Annotated in this window: 20 protein-coding genes and 1 riboswitch; of the genes, 4 read left to right on the top strand and 16 right to left on the bottom strand. The window is 59.0% G+C overall.

The features are described 5' to 3' along the window. Window positions 1–5: 5 nt before the first annotated feature. The 3 genes from FPK30_RS06285 to ppgK form a co-directional block, all read right to left on the bottom strand. Window positions 6–1,382 carry an MFS transporter gene (locus tag FPK30_RS06285; protein WP_101432570.1) on the bottom strand — a complete coding sequence of 459 codons (1,377 nt, stop codon included), beginning with the start codon at window positions 1,380–1,382 and terminating at the stop codon, window positions 6–8. Between the two features lie 131 nt (window positions 1,383–1,513). Next, on the bottom strand, window positions 1,514–2,695 hold the full coding sequence (locus tag FPK30_RS06280; protein ID WP_144085775.1) for a pyridoxal phosphate-dependent aminotransferase: 1,182 nt from the start codon (window positions 2,693–2,695) through the stop codon (window positions 1,514–1,516). A gap of 75 nt (window positions 2,696–2,770) precedes the next feature. Next, a complete protein-coding gene (ppgK, locus tag FPK30_RS06275; RefSeq protein WP_144085774.1) occupies window positions 2,771–3,541 on the bottom strand; it encodes a polyphosphate--glucose phosphotransferase in 771 nt (256 codons plus the stop codon). Between the two features lie 168 nt (window positions 3,542–3,709). Here ppgK and FPK30_RS06270 point away from each other — a divergent pair, with 168 nt between their 5' ends. Both FPK30_RS06270 and FPK30_RS06265 read left to right on the top strand, forming a co-directional pair. Then, on the top strand, window positions 3,710–4,489 hold the full coding sequence (locus FPK30_RS06270) for a nitroreductase family protein (protein ID WP_144085773.1): 780 nt from the start codon (window positions 3,710–3,712) through the stop codon (window positions 4,487–4,489). A 52-nt stretch (window positions 4,490–4,541) separates the two neighbouring features. Continuing rightward, complete coding sequence (locus tag FPK30_RS06265; RefSeq protein WP_144085772.1) at window positions 4,542–5,315, top strand: histidine phosphatase family protein; 774 nt, start codon at window positions 4,542–4,544, stop codon at window positions 5,313–5,315. Window positions 5,316–5,327: 12 nt separating this feature from the next. Here FPK30_RS06265 and FPK30_RS06260 read toward each other — a convergent pair whose 3' ends face one another. The 7 genes from FPK30_RS06260 to FPK30_RS06230 all read right to left on the bottom strand — a co-directional run bounded on the left by FPK30_RS06260 (window position 5,328) and on the right by FPK30_RS06230 (window position 12,882). Next, a complete protein-coding gene (locus tag FPK30_RS06260) occupies window positions 5,328–6,353 on the bottom strand; it encodes a glycosyltransferase (protein WP_442859984.1) in 1,026 nt (341 codons plus the stop codon). A 61-nt stretch (window positions 6,354–6,414) separates the two neighbouring features. Then, window positions 6,415–8,286: an FtsX-like permease family protein gene (locus FPK30_RS06255; protein WP_222102865.1), complete on the bottom strand. Its 1,872-nt coding sequence runs from the start codon at window positions 8,284–8,286 to the stop codon at window positions 6,415–6,417. A 185-nt stretch (window positions 8,287–8,471) separates the two neighbouring features. Continuing rightward, the gene (locus tag FPK30_RS06250; RefSeq protein ID WP_260804473.1) at window positions 8,472–9,188 is read right to left on the bottom strand and encodes an ABC transporter ATP-binding protein; all 717 of its coding nucleotides are present in this window, start codon (window positions 9,186–9,188) and stop codon (window positions 8,472–8,474) included. A 13-nt stretch (window positions 9,189–9,201) separates the two neighbouring features. Further along, the gene (locus FPK30_RS06245; protein ID WP_222102864.1) at window positions 9,202–10,401 is read right to left on the bottom strand and encodes a hypothetical protein; all 1,200 of its coding nucleotides are present in this window, start codon (window positions 10,399–10,401) and stop codon (window positions 9,202–9,204) included. Between the two features lie 88 nt (window positions 10,402–10,489). Continuing rightward, complete coding sequence (locus FPK30_RS06240) at window positions 10,490–11,347, bottom strand: ABC transporter ATP-binding protein (protein ID WP_260804466.1); 858 nt, start codon at window positions 11,345–11,347, stop codon at window positions 10,490–10,492. A 34-nt stretch (window positions 11,348–11,381) separates the two neighbouring features. Beyond that, the gene (locus FPK30_RS06235) at window positions 11,382–12,245 is read right to left on the bottom strand and encodes a hypothetical protein (RefSeq protein ID WP_144085767.1); all 864 of its coding nucleotides are present in this window, start codon (window positions 12,243–12,245) and stop codon (window positions 11,382–11,384) included. Beyond that, on the bottom strand, window positions 12,232–12,882 hold the full coding sequence (locus FPK30_RS06230) for an RNA polymerase sigma factor (protein ID WP_186279415.1): 651 nt from the start codon (window positions 12,880–12,882) through the stop codon (window positions 12,232–12,234). The genes FPK30_RS06235 and FPK30_RS06230 overlap by 14 nt, the downstream gene beginning before the upstream one ends. Before the next feature lie 165 nt (window positions 12,883–13,047). Further along, a riboswitch (FMN riboswitch) is annotated at window positions 13,048–13,182 on the top strand. On the opposite strand from FPK30_RS06230, the gene FPK30_RS06225 reads away from it, so the two are divergent. Together FPK30_RS06225 and FPK30_RS06220 are read left to right on the top strand one after the other, a co-directional pair. After that, entirely contained in the window at window positions 13,167–13,793 is a 627-nt protein-coding gene (locus FPK30_RS06225; protein WP_045924627.1) for an ECF transporter S component, read from the top strand. (Overlaps the previous riboswitch by 16 nt.) A gap of 21 nt (window positions 13,794–13,814) precedes the next feature. Continuing rightward, window positions 13,815–16,259, top strand: a complete 2,445-nt coding sequence (locus tag FPK30_RS06220; RefSeq protein ID WP_260804465.1) for an energy-coupling factor transporter ATPase — start codon at window positions 13,815–13,817, stop codon at window positions 16,257–16,259. A 417-nt stretch (window positions 16,260–16,676) separates the two neighbouring features. Here FPK30_RS06220 and FPK30_RS06215 read toward each other — a convergent pair whose 3' ends face one another. The 6 genes from FPK30_RS06215 to FPK30_RS06190 all read right to left on the bottom strand — a co-directional run bounded on the left by FPK30_RS06215 (window position 16,677) and on the right by FPK30_RS06190 (window position 24,455). Continuing rightward, window positions 16,677–19,325 carry an ATP-dependent Clp protease ATP-binding subunit gene (locus tag FPK30_RS06215; RefSeq protein ID WP_144085764.1) on the bottom strand — a complete coding sequence of 883 codons (2,649 nt, stop codon included), beginning with the start codon at window positions 19,323–19,325 and terminating at the stop codon, window positions 16,677–16,679. A 102-nt stretch (window positions 19,326–19,427) separates the two neighbouring features. Further along, window positions 19,428–20,432 (bottom strand): DUF3027 domain-containing protein, encoded by a 1,005-nt coding sequence (locus FPK30_RS06210; protein ID WP_144085763.1) that lies wholly within the window; start codon window positions 20,430–20,432, stop codon window positions 19,428–19,430. Window positions 20,433–20,500: 68 nt separating this feature from the next. Then, on the bottom strand, window positions 20,501–20,890 hold the full coding sequence (locus tag FPK30_RS06205; protein ID WP_101432595.1) for a cold-shock protein: 390 nt from the start codon (window positions 20,888–20,890) through the stop codon (window positions 20,501–20,503). Between the two features lie 86 nt (window positions 20,891–20,976). Further along, window positions 20,977–22,911 (bottom strand): sensor histidine kinase, encoded by a 1,935-nt coding sequence (locus FPK30_RS06200; RefSeq protein WP_260804472.1) that lies wholly within the window; start codon window positions 22,909–22,911, stop codon window positions 20,977–20,979. Then, the gene (locus FPK30_RS06195; RefSeq protein ID WP_144085762.1) at window positions 22,901–23,659 is read right to left on the bottom strand and encodes a response regulator transcription factor; all 759 of its coding nucleotides are present in this window, start codon (window positions 23,657–23,659) and stop codon (window positions 22,901–22,903) included. The genes FPK30_RS06200 and FPK30_RS06195 overlap by 11 nt, the downstream gene beginning before the upstream one ends. Window positions 23,660–23,663: 4 nt before the next feature. Beyond that, window positions 23,664–24,455, bottom strand: a complete 792-nt coding sequence (locus FPK30_RS06190) for a TPM domain-containing protein (RefSeq protein WP_186279414.1) — start codon at window positions 24,453–24,455, stop codon at window positions 23,664–23,666. Window positions 24,456–24,475: the final 20 nt, after the last annotated feature.

The raw sequence follows: 24,475 nt of genomic DNA, 5'->3' as shown, positions 1-24,475 counted from the left end.
CAGACTCACTTGACCTTACGGATCATCATGATAAAGAAGGTCCCCGCCAGCAGGCAGACGATGGCGACGGGGAAGATCATCCTGTAGCCGCCAAAGATGCCGATGACCAGAGTGGTGCACCCGGGAGCGATCACCTGACCTATGGTATTGGCCAGGTTGAGGATGCCCAGGTCCTTGCCGGCCTCCTTGGCATTCGGCAGCACATCGACATTCAACGCCTGATCCACTGACATGTAGCAGCCGTTGCCGATTCCAGCCAGGGCGGCATAAATGTACATGCCCGTTGCGGTCGGCATCAGGAAGGGGAAAACCATCCCGAGAGCAATGATCAGACAGCTGATGGCCACGATCACTTTCCGCTTCTGCAGGAAGTCCGAGAGGGGGCCTGAGACCACAGCGGCCAGGATGGTGGTGATTACCGAGAGCAGAGCCATGACCTTGAGTGTGGAGGCAGCCTGGTCATTGCTCAAATGGCAGTACTTCTGCAGAATGTAGAGCTGGTAGCCCTGGATCATGTAACAGCCGACGATGAAAGTGAACCTGCCTAGAAGCGCCATGTAGAAGTCCCGGCTGTTCTTGGTGGGCGGTATGAAGGACCGGCCGACATCAGCCCAGGTGCGCTCCACGACTGTGTTGGCTGCCGACTTCTCCCGGGGCCAGATCAGCACGGTGAGGATGCCCGAAAAGAGGAAGATGATCATGCCGACTACCAGGCCGGTGCGAATGTTGGTCAGAAACGAGCTGCCGATGATATTTCCCAGTTGCTGGCCGACCACCTGGCTGGCCCCATACAGTGCCGAATAGGTTCCCCTAGTCGATTCGGGAATCCTGTCTGAGAGGACCGCCACAGCCGGGGCTATCAGGCAGTTGATGCCCACCTGGACGATGCACCAGCCAAAGATGATCATGAAAAGGGTATGCGACTGGATGATCATCAGAAAACCGAGGGCACCTATGATACCGCCCAGCACGATCCAGGGGGTGCGCTTGCCGACGCGGAACCTGGACATATCCGAGAGAGCGCCGAAAACAACGTTGGCTACCAAGGCGAATACGCAGCCAATCGAATTCATCGTCCCTAGGGCCGCTTCGGCGCTGACCCCGTGCAGGGTATTGAAGATCTGAGGCAGAAGAACCCCCGAACCCATGGAAAAGGGCGCGGCCCAGAGCAGGGATACCAGGGCGAACCCGATGGCGAAACGAACCTTCTCCATGCTGTTGAGCCTTCTGCCCGTATCCGGAGCCAGGCTCGCATCCATGCCTTGGCCTGCGACGGCACCTCCGGTTTCATCTGCAGAGGCCATGGCTTTGATGTCCTCCCCGATTCGAGGGCCAACCCCATCGGCCGAGTCTCCCCTTCGATCCTTATTTCCGTTCCCCATCGTTACTGCTCCTTTGTGTGCAACCTTGCAATCAGTGGCTCATCATTGAGCCCCACCAATCTCCCCCTTCCATGACGGGTGATCATTCCGCACTTATTATCGGAGCAAACTAGGCAAGAGGAGGGTTTTCATCACAGCATTTTTTCGATAGCTGAGACGACTGAGTCAACATTTCGGCGGAATTCCAAGGTTTCCGGTAGGAGTGACAGGGCCAGGTATCCGTTGCCTGGCATGTCGAAAAAGTATCCGGGCTGACCAGTCAACCTGTAGGATCCGATCAGACGGAGAATCAGTTCCTCCTCGTCAATGACCTCGGGGAAGCGCAACAGAACGTTCCAGCCTCCCTCGGGCCTGAGCAGGGAGACACAGGACTCCTTTTGGACCAATAGCTGTCTGAGGGTTTCAAGATTGCCCCTGACACGCTCCCCCACTCGGCTGGTTTGACTGGGAATACTTGCCAGCATGGATTCCATGTCCCTGGTGATCAGAAGACTCATGGGCAGGTAATCGTCGGCTATCAGGTCAAGATGGCGCTTGGCCTGGGCAACCTGATCGGCTGGCCCGGAAACCTGGATCCAGCCCACCTTGGCGTGGGGAGCTGCCAGGCTCTTCGAAAACCCGTCCAGGGCAAAGGTCAGCACCTGCTCCTCACCGGCCAGCCGGGCACGACCCGGCAGAGGGTCCAGAGGGTAGTCGAAGAAGACCTCGTCCGCTATGATGGCCACCCCATGCCGCTGACAGAGTTCCAGCAGTGACTGGCGTTCTTCAAGATGAATGTAGGAACCGGTGGGGTTGTTGGGGTTGATAAGGACCAAGGCACGGATACGGTCGCCCTCAGATCCTTCCAAGGCCTGCCTGACTGTGGCCAAGTCAAGAACCCAGGATCCGTCGTAGGACAGACGGTAGGGGATAGTTCGGACGCATTCCAGACCGGCGATGGATTCAATCAGGGGATATCCGGGCCTGGGCTCCAGAATGGCATCACCCGGGTCGCAGAGGAGCTTCATCAGCCAGGAATAAGCCTCGGATGTCGATGAGAGCAGGTAGAGGTCATCAGGACTGACCACTCTACCGCCCGCGCTCTGACCCAATTCTTGATGCCTGGTCAGAAACTCAGCCAGGGCTTGACGGGCCTTACGAGGCCCCCTGGGTTCAGCCTCATAGACTTGTGGCAGGAATGACGGGGCCAGCCCGAAGCGGGTTGGGTTGGAATCATTCAGCCTGCCCAGCTTGAGGCCATGAGCTCGGGCTTCCGACTCGGCCAGAGCAATGCGATTGGGGCGGTCAGACCCTGTACGGTGAGAAAAATGCACGATTTCTCAGCTCCTCATCCGATCCAGCGATAGCCAGAACGCCCCAAACAGGTTGGTCGCAGGAAAAGCCCCGCTTCACCCCAGGTGCTTCTGCCGAAGATCAGCCAGATAGGCGGCGCCTACGATGCCGGCCTGGTTGCGCAGCTTGGCAGCTACGATGGGGGTCTTGATGTCGATGTGGGGCAGGAACTTCTCGCTCATCCGGCTGACACCGCCGCCGACGACGAAGAAGTCAGGGTTGAAGTAGTGCTCAAGCAGGCGGTAGTACTTGGTCAGACGATTGGCCCACTTCTTGTAGCTCAGCTTCTTGCGGTCACGCACCGATGAGGCTGCGTACTTCTCTGCGTCCTTGCCGTCCAGCGTCAGGTGGCCCAGCTCGCTGTTGGGAATCAGCACGCCGTTATAAATCAGCGCCGTGCCGATTCCGGTGCCCAATGTGGTGGCGATAACCAGACCCTTCTGGCCCTTGGCCGCCCCGTACTGCACCTCGGCGAGACCGGCCGCATCCGCGTCGTTGACAACGCTGACGGGCCTGCCGCAGGCCTTGGAAAGAACCTCTTGGACATTGGTACCCACCCAGGCCTGGTCCAAGTTGGCCATGAAATCCAGCGGCTTGTCAGGCTTGACAGGGGCCGGGAAGGCGATGCCCACAGGCACGTCCGAGGAAACTTCGAAGCGGTCCAGGAGCTCCTTGACGACAATCCCCACAGCCTCAGGCGTGGAGTGCTCGGGAGTGAGAATTTTCTTGCGAGGCTCTGCAAAATCTCCGATCGTCAGGTCAACAGGGGCAGCCTTGATGCCGGATCCACCAATATCCACTCCGAAAGCCTGCGCTGTTTCAATCATTGCTGCTCCTTAGCTGATCAAAGATGAGGGTCCGAACCGGCACGGTAGCGATTGTACCCCAAGGCATGCCTCTGCAGCCCTGGGAGCGGCATAAGCCAACCCAGGGCAGTCTCGCTGGCCGTGTGCTGCAGACTGCAGGAAGAAGGATTGGGTGGGATAATTGAAGTTATGACCGAACATACACAGCTCATCGACGCAGTCAACGTGCGCATCACCACTAGAGAATATGACCCCAAGCCCATCGATCCCGACCTGGCCAGGCAGCTGGGCAGCACCCTGAACGCTCTGAACACGTTGAGCGGTCTGGACATGCAGCTGGTCCTGGGCAAGCCCGACGCCTTCGCGGCCGACAACGCCTCCGGCCATCTGGCCAATGCGGCCAACTACCTGGCACTGGTCGGACCCAAGGACGATCAGGAGAGCCTGGAGAAAGCCGGCTTCTATGGCGAGCGCATGGTCCTTGCCGCCACCCTGTACGGACTGGGGACAGGATGGGTGTCGGGCAGCTGGGACCGTCAGGCAGCCGAGCGCCACTGCCGGATCACCCCCAGCCAGTCGCTCTACCTGGTGGTCACCATCGGCTATCCGGCCGACCAGATCGGCTACGGCAACCAGGACTTCGCCATGCTTTGCCAACGTCAAGCCGAACATCGAACATCCAAGAGCTATGAGGAACTGACTTCAGCCATGAGCACGCAGGACCGCCAGGATGCGCCGGAATGGTTCAAGGCCGGCGTTGCAGCCGCCGCCAAGGCACCTTCGGCCATGAACGGACAGCCAGTGGTTTTCGCCTGGGACAAGGACTCGGGCGATGCGATCGCCACTCTGGATCCCTCGGTCGCCTACGGATCCGCAGTCGATCTGGGCATAGCCAAAATGAACTTCCAGGTTGGCGCCAGCGGCGGCACATGGACCTGGGGCAACGGAGGCCGTTTCATCAGGTCCTGACCATGGATGTGCCATAGTGCTCCGGCAAGGGGGCCGTGTAGGGTGATGAACTATGAACAATGGAGCATCATCATCACAATCCGCCGCCGAACCGAGCACTGAAGCAGGTTCGACAACCCTGTACCTGACCCGTCACGGCAGAACCACGGCCAATGTCATGCATCTGATGCAGGGCTGGTCAGATTTCCCCCTGACCAAGCAAGGCCGCGAGGACGTGCGCCAGTTCGGCCGAGGCCTGCGGCCCATTCGTTTCCGGGCGGCCTGGAGCGGCAATCTGAGTCGTCAGTATGAAACGGCCCGCCTGGCCCTTGACATGTCAGGCAACGGGGACCTGCCCGTGGGTGTGGACCCCGACCTGCGTGAGGATAATTTCGGCAGTTTCGAGGGCCGGGACGAGCGCACCACTCTGGATCAGGTCTGCGCCGCCATGGGTTTTAAGGACTTCGTTACGGCCAAGGCAACCTACGGCAGGAGCATCTCCGTCCATATGCAGGACACCTTCCACCGGCTGGATGCCCAGGACGTCCTTTCCGCCGGACTTAAGGAACAGGATCGGGCTGAGACCACCGCCCAGGTCCGCAACAGAATGATCGCGGTGCTGACGCGCATCGCCCAGTCTGCCATCGAAGAAGGTGGCGGGCCTGTCCTGGTTGTTTCCTCGGGCATGTGCCTGCAACAGTTCCTGGTGGCCATCGATGACCACTGCCCCATCCCTGATATGGACAACACCGCTGTCACCAAGGTCGTCTACCAGGATGACGGTTTCCATCTGGCAGGGCCCATCGGTTCCATGGAGTACTTCCAGGCAGGAAGTCAGGAAAAGTAGCAGGCAAAACTTTCAGGCGCCCTGTATTTCCCCGGCTGGTTGGCCCTTGAGGGGCTCCATGGGCCTCCAGTCGGGATCATGCAATATCTGGCGCGAATCCACCCATCCCTTCAGGATGGCAGGAATACCAGTCATGATGTGACTGCGATCAACAGCCAGAAGGCGGATGATTTCCTTGAGAGCTGTAGCCAGGGTCCCTAGGGCGAAAGCCAGAGGCCGATAGTCCCCATGAACCATGAAATACCTGGCCATAAAGCCCCTGTTGCGCATGATGTGGTAACGATTCATATCCGAGGTGGAATTGAGCTGGCGCACCCCGGCAATGTTCCAATTGGCGATGTTACGAGTCCGACGCATGACTACATCGGAGACGACCACAGGCTGTGTGACCTTGGATGCCAAATACCCATAGATGGTGTCATCCCAATAGATAAAGAAGCGCGGGTCAGGCAGACCGATTTGCTCCACAACCTGCCGGGAGAAGAACCCTCCTTCAAAGCACATGGTGTTCATGGGACGACAGCCCGATGGACCGAACTCCCCCGGTGCTATCGGGTCTGGAATGCCCAAGGCGGTAAGAAAATGATACTGCCAATAGAAGGGGCCGCCATCATAATCCAGCCGGGAACCCTGCACCACCTGATAGCGTTCACTCCACTTAGCCAGCAAATCAAGTCCTTCAGGCTCCACGGCAACGTCATCATCCATGACCCAGAACCATTTGGCGCCCAGCTCGTATGCTTTCCCAACCCCGGCGGAGAAGCCTCCCGCGCCGCCGCCATTGTGGTCCTGCGGCAGATACACGACACGATCCTGATTGCCGGAGCCGTCGATGATCGTCCTGCCCCAACGTCCTGTCACACGTTCAGAAAACTGCTCGACCATGGTTCGCGTGTCTGCCGAATTCTCGTTATCCACCACCACGATCCGCCAGGGGGCCTGGGTGAGCTGGAGGATGGAGTCGAACAGGCCTGTCAGCAATTCCTGACGCTTATAGGTTACGACGACCATAGCCGCCTTATTCAAGGTCTTTCCCATGCTCTCCATTGTGACACCGCCCCGCAACTTTGCTTACTGAAGCAAAATCCTCCTAGTAAGTTCAGCCTTCTTCCGCCTTCCTGGATCGCAGGCTGCACACCCAGGATGTGAACACCGCCACCAGCAGCAGAACCACAGTCACCAGAAGGAACCGGCCGACGGGCACAGGGGTCAGAGCCATAGACATGCCAGCCTGGACAAAACTCAAGGCAATACAGCCCTCGACAATGGCGATCCCCAGCAGCGCCATCACTGCACCGCCGGCCACATCGGTCAGTGTCTCCATCACTCCCGACCAGGCTATTGACCTCCAGGCCACCCCGATCTGATTGAGCCGCTGGTTCTGCCGCTTGCGCTCCCAAGCCGAAATGGCGATGGACTGCATCATGAAAATTAGGGCAAGAACGGTCCCGCCGACGATCATGACCGTCATGGCCGTCTGCCCGGACAGGCCTCGTTGAATGAAGTCATCTATATACTCCTGCCTGGTCTGCACCGCGAAATCGCCCTGAAGGCCACTCTTCAGACGGGAGGTAATCCCGTGCGCATCTGTTGGATTGACAGCCGATATGGGAATGATCGTATGTGCGTCTTCACCCAATTGAGGCAGGTCATCCTCCGCCGTCAGAAACAGAGGATAGTTATTGCCTGCAGATAGTTCTGGAATGCCCTCAGGCGACTGAACAAGGGCAACGACCCGCACCTCATGTGGTTGATCATGGCGATCAAGAAGACGAACGGTGTCGCCTATGGAATAGGAGGAATCCTGATTCACAGCGACGCGGTCTGAACCGAGATCAGACGAATTCCCTTGGACAAAGGAGAAATGAATGCTCGGCGAACTCTGAACTTTCTGACCCTGCAATTGCTCGGCAGGTTCCCATACCACCGTTGCCGTCTGGCCCGGTGATCCTTCCATAGCCCATTGCTGAGTCTGGTAGGTAACAAAGTCTCGAACCTCAGGCATCCCACCGATCAGATCGGATGGGTTGCGGTTTTGGGCATCCGAATCAAGGGAAGTAGCCATAACATCGGCCTTCAGCGGATATAGGCTCAGAACCGCCCCTCCGATGGAGCCAGCCTGCATGGCTGCCACAAGGGAAATGACGATGGTCAGGATCATCATGGCGGGGAGGGCTATAGCGGTTGAGCCTGCGCTCTCCTTTCGAGCACGCTGCAGGGCCAGAAGACCTGGCCCCCCGGCCACCTTCGCCGGGATCAGACCAATGACTGACACAGTCAGGACAACCAGGATCGGAGCCGCCAAATAGACCGTAGTGATGACAAGAATGACCTCGAGCATAATACGCAGGTCCAGGGTCATAGAAGGCAGTGGGGCGAACCCGACCACCAAGGTCAGGATCAGGAAGACCAGGGCTGCCGAAGAACGAATCCATCCGATCCGCTTGGTTTTGTCACTGGTCTCCGTCATGAGCTGGAGCGGAGCTGCCCCGCCCACCTTGCGCATAGCCATCCATACTCCCAACAGGCAGGCGACCATCATCACGATGAAGGTGACAACTGCAATGGAAGGTCGAATCCGCGGTGTGAAAACCATGCCACTGTCGCTGAACTCGGCAGAGCGCGCGTAAAACCGTCCAACTGGTATGGTCAGGAGAGATCCGACCAGGCAGCCAATGAGATTCGAGAGGGCCAGGGGGATCGAGAATTCCAAGATACCTATGATCAGGATTCTCCTGCGTGAGGCTCCGTTCAACCGCATCATTGCATACTCGCGTCGGCGTTCATGAATCAGAAAAGTGACCGACGAGAGGACCAAAAAGACCGACACCAGCAGGCAGCAAGCCAGCGCCGGAATAGTGACCATAGAGAGATTTGAATAAGGTACCTTGGCTTGGAGACGCTGGTAGGTGTTCAACCTATTCAGATCGCCGATATTGTCAAAGGACTTTCCCGCTTGGTAGACCTGCATGGTCGAAGTGGTCAGCAGGGATGCCAGGAAGGTGGATAGACCCATGACCGCGTACGATGCTCGATGCTTCCTGATCAGGGACAAGACCAAGGAGAACAGGGTCGGTCGACTGATCGAGGAGAATGCATGCAGGGAATCCCGTCCGGGAACTTCTCCTCTTCCTGCTTGGCCTTTACCCGCATGCATCATCGTCCTACCCCCTGGCCGACCTGAGTCATGCTGGTCAGGTGAGTGGACAGCTGCTCGGCCGTATATCCTTGGCATATCGAATGCACTGTGCCGTCCACCAAGAAGACCGTGCGCTGCGCCCAGGCCGCCACATTGGGGTCATGGGTCACCATGAGCACGGTCCGTCCGCTCTCCACCAAGGTCGAAAGGGCATCCAGAACCATTTCCGAGCTGCGCGTATCCAGTGCCCCGGTGGGCTCGTCCGCGAAAATCATATCTGGCTGGGCGGCCAGCGCTCTGGCAATGGCCACGCGTTGCCTTTGACCGCCAGATATGTCAGACGGATATTGCTGCGCATACCCATCTAGACCCAAAATCTTCAAGGCCTGCAGCGATTGGACGACACCAACTTTGGGACCGCCGAAGAGCTGGGGCAGCATGACGTTCTGCAAGCAGGTGAAGGCCTCGACCAGGTTGTAATCCTGAAAAACGAAACCGATATGGTCGCGGCGCATCCTGGTTAGGGCGGACTCCTTCATCCTGGCTATGTTCTGGCCGGCTATCTCGACCGATCCCTGCTGTACTGGCAAGAGCCCTGAGGCGCAATAAAGCAAGGTGGTTTTCCCCGCTCCGGAAGGACCCATAACTGCGGTCCAAGATCCTGTCGAGCATTCCAGGCCGACTTGGTCTATTCCAGCTTCACCAGCCTTGTAATGGAAGGACACCCCCTCCATTTTCAGTGGCAGTTCATTCATTGATCTTCCTTTCATTCAGATCACCTAGGCAACAAAGCTTTCTGGCCGACCACCAGCAAAGACAAAGGGTCAAAACCAGCAGTCCCAGGATTAGGTAGAGCTCAATGCCGGGCAATGGCACAATCCGAGTCACCACACTGCCAATACAGCATGGATCCACGAGAAGCCAGACGACAAAGACATGAACGGCCAGCAACACCACCGGAACTGCAAGCAAGACCAAGCGGGTGTAGGTCCTGCAGTGCATGGAAATCCAGAGAACCAAGAGAAAAACAAGAAAGGCGGACCCCAGGCAGAGCAATACGAACACAGCCAGATACTCCCCCAAGGACCAGGTGAACCAAGGCAATGCATGTACATCAAAAACCGGAAGATCCTGCAAACCCGCGATCTTGGGCACCCACATCAGGAATGATCCCGCTGCCACCATGAGCATCATCAGCAGGCCCGCACAGACCATGGCGAACACCTGCAGCCCAGGCAAGAAGCGTCCGGTCCTCGTCGTCAACTGCGTCTGCCGGACCCCATGGACCTGGTCTTTAACAAGGCGTGGGGCCACGACAACCAAGGCTGCCAGAAGCGGGACCAGATAGACTGAAAGTCTGAAGTTGCTCTGAGTGTAGTCCAGTAATTCAGGAGCGGCCAGGCCCATACCCGCCCTGCACTGTCCACTTAAGATGTCAAGCCGCTTCGTCACCGATTCAGGCAGTTCGATGCCATTACTACCGCCCTTACGCAACTGTTTCTCGGCTCTTGCGGTCAGGGCTTCCCGGTTGCATCCACGATAGGCATCCATGACATCATGGCAATGAGCAAGCCGACGATAGCTAGGCAAGGCATTGATGCGGCCGGTCAGTTTGCCCCGGTCTGTATTCAGTACTGAAGGATTTGTCCAGCGCGAGCTCTCGACCGAATCGACCAGGTCCCTGGCCGACTGATAATTCTTGACGCCCAGTTGAACAGCCTGAGGACCAAGTGCCATCAGATCTTTGGATACCACCGGTTCAAGTCTGTCAGCCTCACGCTTGAATCCAGCAATGGTGGACTGACTGACATACGGTCCGTAGCTAGCTAGGTCATGATGGGCTTCGTCAGTGGGAATTTGGTCATACATAGCTAGATTCATACAGAAAACGAATCCAAGAGACAGACTGAGCACCACCCAAAAAGAGGTACCCAGAAGGTGCCGCATTTCGTTCCTGACTACCGTCCATCTCATTGAAGACATCCCTAGCAAGAAATAAGATTGCGAGCCCGATTCGGCGGGGTATGCTGCATCGCTACTCCTCGTCCCCGTAGATCACCAGGAAGGCATCCTCCAAGTTGGCAGGAACAGCCTGGCCCTGGGACGGCGGCTCAGGTGAGTAAATTCTGAGCCGGGTCGCATCCCCATCCAGCTCGTCCTCAAGGAGCAGCTGCCCCTGCCCTAAGCGATAATCCGCAGGAACCAGGAATATTTTGCCTTCCAGCCAGCGGCTTATCTGCCTTGGGGACTGGTTGCAGCAGATCTGCCCATCCTTGAGCATGATGACCCGGTCGGCGATGGTCTCCAGGTCAGAGACGATATGAGTGGACAGGATAACGATCCGGTCGCGCGAAAGAGCATGGACCAGGTTGCGGAAGCGGACACGTTCCCGTGGATCCAAACCAGCGGTCGGCTCGTCCAAAATCATCAGTTCCGGGTCGTTGATCATGGCCTGTGCCAGCCCCACGCGCTGAATCATGCCCCCAGAGAGCGTCTTCATCTTCTGCTTACCCTGGTCTTTAAGCCCCACGGTCTTCAGGAGATCTTTCGCCAGGGGCTTGGCCCGTTTCCGGCCGATTCCCTGAAGGGCTGCTATGTACATCAAAAAATCTTCAGCGCTGTAGTCTGGGTAATAGCCGAATTTTTGAGGCAGATACCCCAAGAGGCCGCGATAGTCCTCGTCCATAACCATGATGTCCTGCCCGTTCCAAGTGATGTTTCCCGAATCCAGGCGGATCAGGGTAGCGATCATTTGGATCAGCGTGGTCTTGCCTGCTCCGTTGGGTGCCAGGAGCCCATGGACACCGGTTCCAATAGAAAGGCTCAGATCGTTGATAACCCGCTTGTTCCTGAAGCTCTTTGACACATGGTCCAAGTGCAGCACGAAACTCACCGTCCTTTCACGCTAAACATGTAAGATTCCGCCCTCATGCCGTCGCCGGTCTTTTCATATGCCATACCCACCTTGGCAGAGGTGACCCTACGCAGCGTCCATGCAGAACAAGCAGGAAGACCGCCAGAAGAACAAGGCCCGTCGCCAGGCTCAAGGCCGGCGGAATGGAGACAAGGATGGGGGCGGTGGCGAATCGAGTCAGATAAAGCATCATGCCGAGCACAATCCAGAGTCCGAGAACCAGATAGATGGACAGTTCTCCATGCATATGCTCCTCCACCCAGATCTGTGCCAGGGAAAAGAGAAAGAGGGAGGAGAAGCTGATCCCCAGAAGGGTCATGGTGGACAGCCCCGGATTGGTCGTCCGCGCCAGCAAGACCGTAGCCAAGGATGAAATCATCATGCTGACCATGCCGAACAGAAGCATCCTGACTGCGGCTATCTGACGGAATGACCACCTGCAGGTTCTGATCAGATTCAGGGTATTCAGATTCCGTTCCTTGAGCACTACCAAAAGGTGCACCACCAGGAAAAGAGCAGGCGAGCAGACGAATATGGGGACAACCAGACCGAAGATTCTATCGACTCTGCTGGGCCAAGCAGTCTTCACGAAGGAACCAAAGACGGTCGCCCAAACTGCCACCGTCAGAATCAAGCCGATAAAGACGCAGTCCCAGAGGCCAAAGAGCAGATTTCTCAGGCCTAGGGAACGAACCATGGCTACAAGGGTCCAGATCAGCCCAGGACGTCTTCCCATCCCTTTGCGGACAATCGTTTTTATGGTTCGCTCGCGCATCCGGGAACTGCCGATTGGCGATTCAGCAAAATCATCGCGCTCAAGGTCGCTACCCTGAAGAGCCGCCAGAACGGGACGGATATCAGGTTCAGACCGATTCATGATCAAACTCCTTCCTCAAATTGTCCAAAAGTCGGTAATACCGAGCCTTGACCGTATTTTCAGGCTCTCCGCAGGCCTCGGCAATCTGCGCGAACCCATAGCCGGCATACAGATGGAGACGCAAAACTTCCTGCGCCGGGACCGGGGCTTGTGAAATCTTGTCTTCAATCCGACCAACTAGGTCGTCCTTGAAGGTCTGGTCGGCGGGGTCGTCATGTTGATCGTGGCCGGATGCCACAAATACTTGTGCCTCCTGCCGCTGCCGTCTGCGACGGATACGCCAGTAGTCAATAACCTTGTAGGTTGCGATGCGGTGGATCCAGGTACGGAAGCTGGACTTGTGCGAATCGTAGCTGCCCAAAGACCGCAGAATGGCAACAAAGGCATCCTGGGCAAGGTTCAGCGACTCCTCCTTATCGCCTACTTGAGCTCGGATGTAGGCCAGGATGTCGTCGTAGTACTTGCGAACTAGGTCATCGGCTGCGCGAAAGGATCTAGTTGACAGTATGTTTCTGATCCATTCCAGGTCCTCTGCCTGGGATTGGCCACCATCAGCGTCTCCGTCACTGGTTTGTCTGACCAAGGCCGGATGTATAGCTTCATCCGCAGGCAGCAGATGGTCACCCATCCTCGCCATGCTCCAGCCTCCTTGCAGCATTGTGAACTTTCGACAACCTCATATTCGTTGTGCAGGCTGCAATAGTTGCATGGAAGGCGGTTTTATTTCCTTCCTGGCGTGTCTAGAAATGCACTATCAGTGAGAAAGAATTGACCATTCCAAGGACCGCAGCTATATTGAAATCGTCAGTTTCAGGGAAGGTGAAAGTCCTTACTGGCGGTATCCGGCTGAATGCCGGGAGCCCGCGACCCGCGCAAGCGGTGGATATCGGTTCAAGTCCGAAGCCAACGGTTACAGTCCGGATGGAAGAAACGAGGCCCTCTATGAGCATGCCCAATTCTCATTCACACACCACTGCAAACAAGGACACGCGCTTCAACGATGTCCACTCCACAGGTGCAGGCGGTTCAGGACGCTGGTCGACCAAACGGATTGCGGTCTACGCACTCTTCGTAGCCTTGGCCATGGTTCTGAGCTTCTTCTCATTCCCGATCTTTCCTGCCGCTCCCTGGCTCAAATACGACCCCTCCGGCATCGTCGTCCTGGTATGCGGCTTCGCCTTCGGCCCTGCTGCTGCAGCAATCATCTCCATTCTGGGATTCGTCCCGCACCTGTTCACCAACCCCTTCGGTGCTCTGATCTCGATGATCGTGGCCCTGGCCCTGAGCGTGCCGGCAGCCTTGGTCTACCGCAGGATGCACAGCCGCAAGGGGGCGGTCATCGGGATTGTCTCCGGCGCCATTCTGGGTGTGATTGCAGCCATCCTATGCAACGTGGTGATCACCCCCTTCTACGCGCACATGTCCATGGCCAAGGTAGTCGCCATGATCGTGCCCATCCTCCTGCCCTTCAACCTGATGAAGTTCGCCATCCACGGCGTGGTCACCTTCCTGATCTACAAGCCCATCTCCACGCTGATCAACAAGTAGGCCACGGCGGTTCGGCACGTCATGGCAGCACCCATGACCCAATCCGCCGTCTTGGATTCAGCGGATTCGAAGACAACGGTCGCCCGGCTCAGCCAGGTCTCATTCTCCTATGACGGAGGCGAGACCTGGGCCTTGGACCACCTGTCCATGGAGGTGCATGCAGGCGAACATCTGTGCATCCTGGGAGCGAATGGCTCCGGCAAATCCACGCTGGGAAGCATTCTCTCGGGCGCGACGGCACCTGACCACGGCCAGGTCGAGCTTATGGGCCGAGCGGTCTGCTCCGACACCCAGGATCAGGGCCGCCAGATCGACGCTGAGGCTTACCGGCAGGCACGGCGGAGCATCGGTATGGTCTTTCAGAACCCTGAGGACCAGATCGTGACCACCGTCGTCCAGGACGATGTGGCTTTCGGACCCGAGAATCTGGGCCTGCCCCGCCAGAAGATGCTCTCCTGCGTGCCAGCGGCCCTGGAACAGGTCGACTTGCAGACGCGGATGAATGATGATCCCACCCTCATGTCGGGCGGACAGCAGCAACGACTGGCCCTGGCCGGCAGCCTGGCCATGAATCCAGGCATGATGGTGCTGGACGAGCCAGGTGCCATGCTCGATGCGGCCGGCCGACAGGAGATTCAATCAATCCTCTGTCGGCTGACAGCCCAGGGCACAGCTGTCGTCCACATCACCCACCTGCTCGAGCAAGCCAGACAGGCTGATCGGGTCCTGGTACTTGACCATGGGCGCATCGTGGCCTCCGGAAGACCTGATCAGATTCTGACCAGGCAGGATCTGCCTGCCCTTGTTGGCGAACCTGACCAGAATTCGCTGACCCGAAGCAGGGCATCGGATACGGGCGCAAAGACCGCAGTCGATGACCACGCTATCCCCATGGTCAAGTTCTCGGATGTCTCTTACAGCTTTCCTGACGCAGGCAGCAAAGCCCTCAGCCAGGTGAATCTGGAGCTCGCTGGAGGACATACCCTAGCCATTATTGGGCGCAACGGATCCGGCAAGTCAACTCTGGCCAGGCTCATCTGTGCCCTGGCAGATCCCGACAGCGGATCCATCCAGGTGGCCGGCCTGCCCCTGGCCGGATCCGACCGGCCCAAGGCCAAGCATCTGCGACGCCAGAATCTGAAGCTTCTGCGCCAAAGGGTCGGCTATGTCATGCAATACCCCGAACATCAGCTTTTTGCGGATACTGTTAGTCAGGACATCGCCTATGGTCCACACAACCTGGGCTATGGGCCCGAACAGGTGCAGCAGCGGGTGGATGATGCCATGAAGCTTCTGGGCATCGGTGATCTGGCCGACCGCTCCCCCTTCGACCTCTCGGGGGGTCAGCGGCGCCTGGTGGCCATCGCCGGCGTCGTAGCCTGCAGCCCACAACTGCTGGTTTTGGACGAGGTCACCGCCAGTCTCGACCCCCAGGCCTGCGCACGAATTATGGCATTGCTCCGAGTGCTCCATCAGCGCGGCGTCACCATCGTCATGAGCACCCACGCCGATCGCGAGGCCCTGGATCTGGCCGACCAGACCCTGCTCCTGGAGCATGGAGAAACGCTAGCCTATGGGCCTACTGCCGAAGTCGTGGAGCGCTACCATCAGCTGCTCGCCACAGATGCAGCGGAGAAGGAGGCTGCCGGCAAAGAAACTTCAGGCAGGAAAGCGGATCGCACCCAAGCCGACCAGAAACCCTTATCCTTGCTGGCGAGGCTGGACCCGCGAGCCAAGCTGGTGACCTTCCTTCTAGCCATGTTCACCGCTTTCGCCATTTCCACGCCTGCGCAGCTTGTTCTGGCGCTGGTGGTCACTGTAGGCCTCTTTGCCGCCGCCCGGGCACCACTGCATTCCATTATGAAATCAGTCAAGGGCTTTCTGGCCCTCATGCTTCTGCTGGCCCTGTTCAATCTCTTGGTCACTCAGACCGGCCGCAGACTGGCTGCCTGGGGTCCATTCGTGCTGACCACCGGCGGCATTTGGGTGGCTGTACTCTATGCCTGCCGCTTCATGCTGATCATCTTTCTGGGAGCGCTCCTGGTGGAGACCACCACCCCAACACAGATGACCGATGCTTGTGAATCCCTGCTGAGCCCACTGTCCAGGCTGGGCATCCACACCAATGAAATCGCCCTGGTCCTGTCACTGGCTCTGCGTTTCATCCCTACCCTAGGACGTGAGGTTCAGGCCATCGTGGAAGCCCAGGCAGCCCGTGGCGGATCCATCGAGTCCGGCTCGCTCTCGCAACGCCTGCATGCGGCCATGGCTATCACGGTTCCCGTCTTCGCCGGAGCCCTGCGCCACGCTGACAACCTGAGCCGGGCCTTGGATGCCCGGTGCTATGAGGGCAGCCGTCAACAGCGCACCCACTACCGCCTGCTGCAACTGGGCAGGATGGACATCCTGTTCATCGCTCTTATGGCTCTCTATCTGCTGGCCCTGCTGCTGCATCCCCTGTTCTGAGGGGTCCGGCTACGTCAAGCATTTAGGTTCCTTGTTCCTTCAAGGTCAACAAGGCCTTCTTCCACGCCTGGCCTGAGTTCTTCATCACGCAACTGCCTGAGTCGCCGGCCGTTTGGGGTAAACGAACCGTTATGCATGGAATGCTGACCTGGCAAACACTGATGTCAATTACCTGCCAATTCCATCGCTGCCTTAAGCCTGATATAAGAGAATGATCGAACCATTCGATGGACTCGTAAGCAAAAGCAAATGCCGAGCTCACACTGCCAATAGAAGCCATGGATTCCAAGTGACGTTTCAGAAACTGCATTACAGAGATCGACGCAAATCCCCGGCAGTACAGAATAAGAGGGGTTGGAGCACTGTAATCTGCTCCAACCCCTCTTCAGTCAGCTGCGTCGGGCCTCAACCCTTATCTCAGTCACTGGCAGGCGAACTCTGAGCGGACTGCTCAGAACCTTGACCATCCTGGCTCTGGCTGTCGGCCTCGCCTGCTGGCGGAACATCAGCGTCGGAAGAGCTCACCGAAGCTCCGACCAGTTCAGACTTCTGGTCCTGTTTATCAGCGGAGCTGGCCGCATGACGGGGTCCTTCGAAGGGCTTGCCGGTGAAGGTGAACTCACCCAGGATGCCCTCGCCTTCGGCATCGACCTGGACGGACTCGTTGTCCGTAAGGTCGCCCATAAGGATCTTCTCGGAGACCGCATCCTCGATGTCCCGCTGGATGACGCGGCGCAGAGGCCGGGCACCCAGGAGCGGGTCAAAGCCCTTCTCGGCCAGCAGGTCCTTGGCCTTGTCGGTCAGATCCAAGGACATATGGCGCTCGAAGAGACGATCGTTGAGCTGAGCGATGTCCAGATCGACAATCTGACGGACCTGGGGCTCGGTCAGCTGCTGGAAGACAATGATGTCATCCAGGCGGTTCAGGAACTCGGGCCTGAACTGCTGCTTGAGCTCGCTGGTCACCTGGTCCTTCATCCTCTGATAGGAGGTCTCGGTGTTGCCGCTCACGTTGAAGCCGGTGTTGGCCGCCTTGGCGATGTCGCGGGTTCCCAGGTTGGTGGTCAGGATGATGATGGTGTTCTTGAAGTCCACCATGCGACCCTGCCCATCAGTCAGGTGGCCGTCGTCCAGCACCTGCAGAAGGGTGTTGAAGATGTCCGGATGAGCCTTCTCGATCTCGTCGAAGAGGACCACGGAGAACGGCTTGCGCCTGACCTTCTCAGTCAGCTCGCCGCCCTCTTCATATCCGACGTACCCCGGAGGAGCGCCGAAGAGACGGGAGGTGGAGTACTTCTCCGAGAACTCGGACATATCCACCCGGATCAGGGCATCCTCATCGTCAAAGAGGAACTGGGCCAGAGCCTTGGCCAGCTCGGTCTTGCCCACGCCGGTGGGGCCGGCGAAGATGAAGGAACCTGCGGGACGCTTGGGATCCTTGAGGCCTACACGTGTACGGCGGATGGAGCGGGACAGGGCGGAGACGGCCTCATCCTGGCCAATGATCCGCTTGTGCAGCTCCTTCTCCATGCCCAAGAGCTTCTTGGACTCGGCCTGGGTCAGCTTGAAGACCGGGATGCCGGTGGTCGAAGAGACCACCTCGGCGATTACATCCTCGTCGACAACCATCTTGACGTCGGACTCACCCTCGTGCCAGGCTTGCTCCTTTTCCTTGCGCTCGGCCTCCAGCTTCTCCTGGCTGTCGCGCAGCTGAGCGGCCTTCTCGAAGTCCTGGTCCTTGATGGCCTGGTCCTTCTGGGCCGAGATGCGATCCACCTTGGCATCCAGCTCCTTGAGCTCCGGCGGGGCGGTCAGCCGCTTGATGCGCAGGCGTGCGCCGGCCTCATCGATCAGGTCGATAGCCTTGTCAGGCAGGTTCCTGTCCTGGATGTAGCGTGCAGAAAGCTCAGCCGCCGACTGCAGGGCCTTGTCAGTGATAGTGACATGGTGGTGATGCTCATAACGGCCACGCAGACCCTTGAGGATCTCGATGGTCTGGGCGATGGTGGGCTCGGAGACCTGAATGGGCTGGAAGCGCCGCTCCAGGGCCGCATCCTTCTCGATGTACTTGCGGTACTCGTCGGTGGTGGTGGCACCGATGGTCTGCAGCTCGCCGCGGGCCAACAGGGGCTTGAGCATGTCAGAGGCGCCCAGGGCCCCGTCAGCCGAACCCGCGCCGACGATGGTGTGAATCTCGTCGATGAAGAGGATGATGTCGCCGCGGGTCTTGATCTCCTTGAGCACCTTCTTCAGGCGCTCCTCGAAGTCGCCCCGGTAGCGTGAACCGGCCACCATGGAGCCCAGATCCAGCGAGTAGACCTGCTTGCCCTTGAGGGTCTCGGGCACATCGCCCTCATGAATCTTCTGCGCCAGGCCCTCGACCACAGCGGTCTTGCCTACGCCAGGTTCGCCGATCAGCACGGGGTTGTTCTTGGTCCTCCTGGAAAGGACGACCATGACCCGCTCGATTTCGTTGGCTCGGCCGATGACCGGATCCAGCTTGCCTTCAGCGGCCTCCTGGGTCAGGTTCCTGCCAAACTGGTCCAGAATGGCCGAACCGGTCTGTCCGCCCTTGTTGGAAACGCCGCCGGCATTGGCCAGATCCCCCTTGCCGGCATCGCCGCCCTCGTGATTGCCGCGAATCATGTCAATAGTGGCGGTCCGCAGATCGCCCAGGTCCACACCCATCTTGATCAGCACCTGGGTGCCGACGCCCTCACCCTCGCGGATGAGTCCTAGCAGAATGTGCTCAGTGCCAATGTAAGAGTGGCCCAGCTGAAGCGCCTCGCGCAGCGACAGCTCCAGGACCTGACGGGCGTGCGGCGTGAATGGGATATGCCCATTGGGGACCGCATTGCCCTTACCGATCATCTCCTCAACCTGTTTGCGGGTGGCATCCAGTTCCACGCCCTTGGAGGCCAGGGCCTTGGCGGCAACACCGTCACCCTCCCTGATCAGGCCCAGGAGGAGGTGCTCGGTGCCGATGTAATTGTGCTGCAGGGTGCGGGCCTCTTCCTGCGCCAGCACAATCACCCGCCGCGCACGGTCGGTAAACCGTTCGAACATACTTGTCCTTCCCTTTGATCCGTAATTCACTCTACAGATTTACGGTGACGTTTATTCTCGGCCCGCCGGTGATTGCGCTCTGAACGCAACGAGGCCTTGGAATCAGTCCTCTGAGCCGTCTTCTGACTGCATCTGCTCCATGAGTTCCACCTCTGGGCGCTCCTCACGGGGCTTCTGCCTGACCACGTCAATATGAAGATCGTCATAGGCCGGCTGGGACTGGACCCAGAGATGGGACTCCTCCTGGGGCTCGATCTCGGAATGCTCGCCGCAGCCATGATCCAGGGAGACCACGCGCCCGTCGTCCGGGCTCCAACGATTGGCACAGACGCCAAACATGGTCCCCAGATCACCTGCCAGAGGAATCATGAAGCCGCAGGTCTCGCAGGCCTTGCCCTTGGCTGTCCGGGTCGACAGGGACTTGGGGCCGTGCTGCCCCTCGTACCAGCGCTTGGCGGTGGCCGTCCTGGCCTCGGCGGTCATCACGTGCCGGCGGCTCAGAGCGAAGCGGTCGACGGCCTCATCCAGGTCATCGGAAGAGGTCTGTGCACCGAGGGGAATCTGATCATTCGATTCCTGCTCGTGAACGTCTTTTTCTCCACTTGGACGGTCTGCCAGGCGGAAGACCACGCCGTCAGTCTCCTGATCGGCCCCATCAACAGCAGGGGAACTCGATTCTTGCTGACCTTCTTCATCATCTCCGGGGTTCTGCTGTACTTGAGAATTCTGATGGCTAGCTTGCGCTGGCTTGTATCCGGCTGTCAGCCTGGGGTCGTCCGGCTCGGTTCCCATGGCATCGGTCACGCTCAGATCCGAGGGCAGCAGGCGATCCTTCCAAGGAACCCAAGCGGGTGGCTGCAGGGCCGCATCAGTAGGCACCAAAGACGATTCATCCACAGTCCAGGTATCGGCATCCTCATCGCAGTAGAGGGTGACCGACCACTGCCAGCCCTCATAGCCCTTGATGGCCGAGGCGAACCGGTAGTCCCAGACTCCGTCACCAATCAGGGTGCGGCCGACCAGCCCACCGACCTCATCGCTGTCGGCGGCCACGCTCAGAGCCACTCGCCTAGCCAGTTCCTCAGGATCCAAGTCCTCTTGAACCATCTATCACACCTTCATCATCAGTGGGACCGGATCAGACCGATCCACGTCGGATTTTTCTCGCCGTCTGCTCAGTCCGGCACGTCGAAGTCATCGGCCACGGCCCTCAAGAGGGTGGCCAGCTTGGCGGATTCAGCCCGACCTGGATAGTGGTGTCGACGCAGGCCATTGCCCGCGGAGTCCAGCAGCTTGATCAAGTCCTCCACGATGGCGGCCATGTCGTCCGGATCAGGTCGCTTGGCACGCAGAATGGAGGGGGTCGGCCCCACCAGCTTCAGATCCAGGGCCTGGGGGCCCTTGCGGCCCTCAGCCACTGAGAACTCCACCCGGGATCCCTTGCGTATGGTGGACACCCCGGCGGGCAGGGCCGATGAGGGCAGGAAGACATCCTCACCTTGTTCATCCGTGATGAACCCGAACCCCCGCTTGGCGTCGTACCACCGTACTCTCCCGCTGGGCATGCTCTGCCACTTCCTTACGTTGCTTCTTGAACTGATATATCCGAGTTCAGTCTACCTGAACGGAAGGGGCAGGACGACCCATCTTGTCATAGGCGTACGGGACGATTGGCGGCAGAATTGGCCTGGTCCTCAGCGTGCCCCTGATCCCGGCTGCCGCCCTGGGGTATGACGATGGTGAAAGTCAAACCGCCCCCCGGGGTCTGCGAGGCGCAGATGAACCCCTGATGAGCCTTGACAATGGACTGGACAATGGCCAGTCCAAGCCCCGTGCCGCCCTTCTCCCGAGCCCTGGACGGGTCGGCCGTGTAGAAGCGCTCAAAGAGCCTGGACCTGGATTCCTCCGGGACGCCTGGCCCGTGGTCAACCACCCGGATGATGGCATAGTCGGTGCCCACATGGCTGTTCTCTGCCACCTGGATCGCCTCGGTCAGGTGTCCCAGCGAGGACTCAGTGGCCTCCAACCTGGTCAGATCCGCCGGTGCGATGGTCGCCTTGACCAGGCCCACTCCCACCTGGACCGGCGAATCAGCTGGGGTGTAGCGGTGGATATTGCCTACGATATTGGTAATCACCTGACGCAGGCGGCTGGGGTCACCAGTCACTGGCACCAAGGGCAGGGGACCCTCCTGGATGTCCAGACTGACGGCTGGGCCCAGGTGCCCGCCCACGGTGATCTTTTCCTTGTTGCGTCCCTTGAGGCCTGGCAGACCCTTGTTGGGCGTGACCGGCTTCTCCTGGGGGGCGGGCTGGTCTTCGGTATGCAGGCAAACCCTTCCTGTAGCCACTTCTCTGCCCGGGTCCAAGGCATGCAGATCGTCCACCCCGTCTCGCACCAACCCAGTCAGATCGACCGGCAGGGTCGTGTCGATCCCCCTGCCCTCATCCAGACGTGCAAGCGAAAGCAGATCCGTGACCAGGACCGTCATCCTGGTCGAAGAGTCTTCGATGTGCTGGATGGACTTGTCGGCCCGCTCCAGAGCCCCGGGATAGTCGCGCTGCATCCTGTAGAGCTCTGCGTAGCCGTGGATGGCGGCCAGAGGGGTACGAAGCTCATGGCTGGCATCCGAAACGAACTGCTTCATTTTCTCGGTGGTCTGGCGCTGCTCGTCGAAGGAATGCTCGATTCGCGCCAGCATGGCATTCAGGGATGCTGCCAGGGAACCCACCTCGGTATTCTCCGGGAAGCTGGGAATGCGTTGGGATAGGTCACCGGCCGCTATCTTGGCAGCAGTCTTCTCGATGCGTTTGAGGGGAACCAAGGTGGACTGGATCAGCAGGACCGAGATGACTCCGCCCAGAAGGACCACAACAACGGAAATGATCATGCAGAAAGCCGTCAGATCGTGCACGGCCTCGTCCTGGTCGCTCATGGACAGACCGATGAAGAGGATGCCGCTGATTTCGGAGCCGTCCAGTTCGTTGCGCAGCTTCCACTGCATGGCTACCACCCGCCACGAGGCCCGGGCTCGCTTCATGGTGTCCCGGTCTGGCGAGGCCTGTCGCGAGACGCGCACATAGGCTGGCACCGTGGTCGGCTTGCCCAGGGGTATCGAGTCCAGGCTGCCGTCGGCGGGCAGACGCGGGCGGGAAATGACCCCGTTGACCTGCATAGGATTCAGATCGTCCGAAATAATGTGCAGCTTGTCGTCGCGGATCTGCAGGAAGTAGTCAGTGGGGCCAAGGCCATTCTTGCTCAGATCCTCCTGGCGCAGCAGGGTGGCGTTGCGGATGCCCAGGTTGGCCTGGCGGATCAGCTGGGAGTCCGTGCGCTTCATCAGATAGTCGTCGGCCATCTGGCAGATGGCCACAGAGACACCCACCGTGCCCACGATGAGCAGGATGAGCATGCTGGCTACAAGTTTTGTACTCAGGGGAATGGCAGCCAGCGGCGACCTGCGCATGGACCGACCCCTCGGTCTGCCGGAGCCCTTGCCCTTGTCAGAATCCGAACCCATGACGGAGTTGGTCCTGTCAGCCGACGGTTCTGCCATGGGAGTCGAGCCCAAGGGACTAGTCGCCATCGCCGCCATCCGATGCGTTCTGCCTAGGGGCCCGAATCATGTAGCCGATGCCCCGCTTGGTCTCGATCAGCGGGGTCACCTTGCGCTCCCCGCCGTGTCCGTCGCTGATGGTGATGCCATCCACCTTCTTGCGCAGGTAGGAGATGTAGGACTCCACAATGGCTGCATCCCCGCCCCAGTCGTACTGCCAGACATGGTCCAGAATCTGCGCCTTGCTGAGCACACGACCCTCATTGTCCATCAGGTAGCGCAGCAGCTTGTATTCGGTCGGACTCAGGTCGATGGGTCGCCCGGCCCTGGTGACGTCGTGCGAATCCTCGTTGATCTCCAGATCCCCCACCCGGATGATCGGATCGTCCTCCTGATGCTCGCGCGTCCTGCGCAATATGGCCTTGATCCTGGCCACAACCTCCTCCAGGCTGAACGGTTTGGTCACGTAGTCGTCGCCGCCCACAGTCAGCCCCATGACCTTGTCCTGGGTATCATCCCTGGCCGTCAGGAAGAGCACCGGCGCCTCGATTCCCTCCTGACGGATACGAGAGGTGACCGTGAATCCATCGATGTCAGGCAGCATGACATCCAGGACGATCAGATCCGGCTGGGTGCGCTCAATGACCTGAATGGCCTCGGAGCCGGACGCCGCGGTCTCAACCGCAAAGCCTGCGAAGTGCAGAGAGGCCACCAGCAGATCCCTGATGGACGGTTCGTCGTCGACCACGACCAGTTGTGCTTGCGTCGGTTTGCTCATGGTTTCAGCTTGCCGCGTCTTTCTGGGTATTATCTGATAGTTTGCTGACCGTCTCTGTCGGGCGCGATTGTTTCTTCCCAGAGCTGGACTTGCGATGATGGGCCCCGGTGCGGCTACTGCGACGCCACCAAATCCAAACCGCTACGCCCAGCATGACCAGGACGACAACCGTCACTGAAAGAGCAATGATCATCACCCGGTGATGCCGGTGGTTTTGGTCAAGAGTCTCAACCTGGTCCATCATGGCCTTGGCCGAGCCCACCCAGTCGGGATTGCGGCCCTTGGTGACCGGCTCCAGAGCAGCCTGCGAGAGCTGATCCACGCTGGACTGATCCTTGAGCCAGGCCTGCGAGTTGCTGGAGACCGCCACGACCAATTTGCCGTCCTGAGAGGCCACCGCCAGCAGAACCGTGTCGTGGGTGGGCTTCATCGATTCGAGCACCCTGGACGCCCAGGTCTCAGGCTTGACGCCCTGATAGAAATGCGGAAGGTAGAGCAGTCGGACCGATACTCCTGTCTGCTCGGCGGTTTCCTGGATAGCATCCTTGACGGAGCCCACATCCGAACCCAGCAGATTCTGCGGATCGGTGATCGTGTCGGTCATGGTTCCGGCCCCCGTCTGAGGCTCATCAGCAATAGCCTTGGTCGGCCCCAGAACGCCGACCGTCAAAATCATCAAGAGCAGGAAAGCCAGCACCCGCCTCATGGATGAGACGCCGACCGGATTCGTCTTGTGGAGGGGGACTCGTTCGACCACATGGGTCCGCGGACGGGGCAACTGCGTGAACACTGTCATAGTGTCCACAGTAGCGGTTG

This window comes from Bifidobacterium apousia, assembly GCF_007559275.1.
GTDB classification, from domain to species: domain Bacteria; phylum Actinomycetota; class Actinomycetes; order Actinomycetales; family Bifidobacteriaceae; genus Bombiscardovia; species Bombiscardovia apousia.
Note: the sequence above shows the minus strand (reverse complement) of the source record. Positions and strands in the feature narration are given on the sequence as shown.

What these genes read in the sequence shown, in the direction of transcription:
- FPK30_RS06250 (WP_260804473.1), bottom strand. Translation starts at nt 9,188, where the DNA reads ATGGAGGGGGTGTCCTTCCATTACAAGGCTGGTGAAGCTGGAATAGAC.
- FPK30_RS06245 (WP_222102864.1), bottom strand. Translation starts at nt 10,401, where the DNA reads ATGCGGCACCTTCTGGGTACCTCTTTTTGGGTGGTGCTCAGTCTGTCT.
- FPK30_RS06190 (WP_186279414.1), bottom strand. Translation starts at nt 24,455, where the DNA reads ATGACAGTGTTCACGCAGTTGCCCCGTCCGCGGACCCATGTGGTCGAA.
- FPK30_RS06200 (WP_260804472.1), bottom strand. Translation starts at nt 22,911, where the DNA reads ATGGCGACTAGTCCCTTGGGCTCGACTCCCATGGCAGAACCGTCGGCT.
- FPK30_RS06255 (WP_222102865.1), bottom strand. Translation starts at nt 8,286, where the DNA reads ATGCAGGTCTACCAAGCGGGAAAGTCCTTTGACAATATCGGCGATCTG.
- FPK30_RS06195 (WP_144085762.1), bottom strand. Translation starts at nt 23,659, where the DNA reads ATGAGCAAACCGACGCAAGCACAACTGGTCGTGGTCGACGACGAACCG.
- FPK30_RS06265 (WP_144085772.1), top strand. Translation starts at nt 4,542, where the DNA reads ATGAACAATGGAGCATCATCATCACAATCCGCCGCCGAACCGAGCACT.
- FPK30_RS06220 (WP_260804465.1), top strand. Translation starts at nt 13,815, where the DNA reads ATGGCAGCACCCATGACCCAATCCGCCGTCTTGGATTCAGCGGATTCG.
- FPK30_RS06225 (WP_045924627.1), top strand. Translation starts at nt 13,167, where the DNA reads ATGGAAGAAACGAGGCCCTCTATGAGCATGCCCAATTCTCATTCACAC.
- FPK30_RS06205 (WP_101432595.1), bottom strand. Translation starts at nt 20,890, where the DNA reads ATGCCCAGCGGGAGAGTACGGTGGTACGACGCCAAGCGGGGGTTCGGG.
- FPK30_RS06260 (WP_442859984.1), bottom strand. Translation starts at nt 6,353, where the DNA reads ATGGGAAAGACCTTGAATAAGGCGGCTATGGTCGTCGTAACCTATAAG.
- FPK30_RS06230 (WP_186279415.1), bottom strand. Translation starts at nt 12,882, where the DNA reads ATGGCGAGGATGGGTGACCATCTGCTGCCTGCGGATGAAGCTATACAT.
- ppgK (WP_144085774.1), bottom strand. Translation starts at nt 3,541, where the DNA reads ATGATTGAAACAGCGCAGGCTTTCGGAGTGGATATTGGTGGATCCGGC.
- FPK30_RS06210 (WP_144085763.1), bottom strand. Translation starts at nt 20,432, where the DNA reads ATGGTTCAAGAGGACTTGGATCCTGAGGAACTGGCTAGGCGAGTGGCT.
- FPK30_RS06215 (WP_144085764.1), bottom strand. Translation starts at nt 19,325, where the DNA reads ATGTTCGAACGGTTTACCGACCGTGCGCGGCGGGTGATTGTGCTGGCG.
- FPK30_RS06285 (WP_101432570.1), bottom strand. Translation starts at nt 1,382, where the DNA reads ATGGGGAACGGAAATAAGGATCGAAGGGGAGACTCGGCCGATGGGGTT.
- FPK30_RS06270 (WP_144085773.1), top strand. Translation starts at nt 3,710, where the DNA reads ATGACCGAACATACACAGCTCATCGACGCAGTCAACGTGCGCATCACC.
- FPK30_RS06235 (WP_144085767.1), bottom strand. Translation starts at nt 12,245, where the DNA reads ATGAATCGGTCTGAACCTGATATCCGTCCCGTTCTGGCGGCTCTTCAG.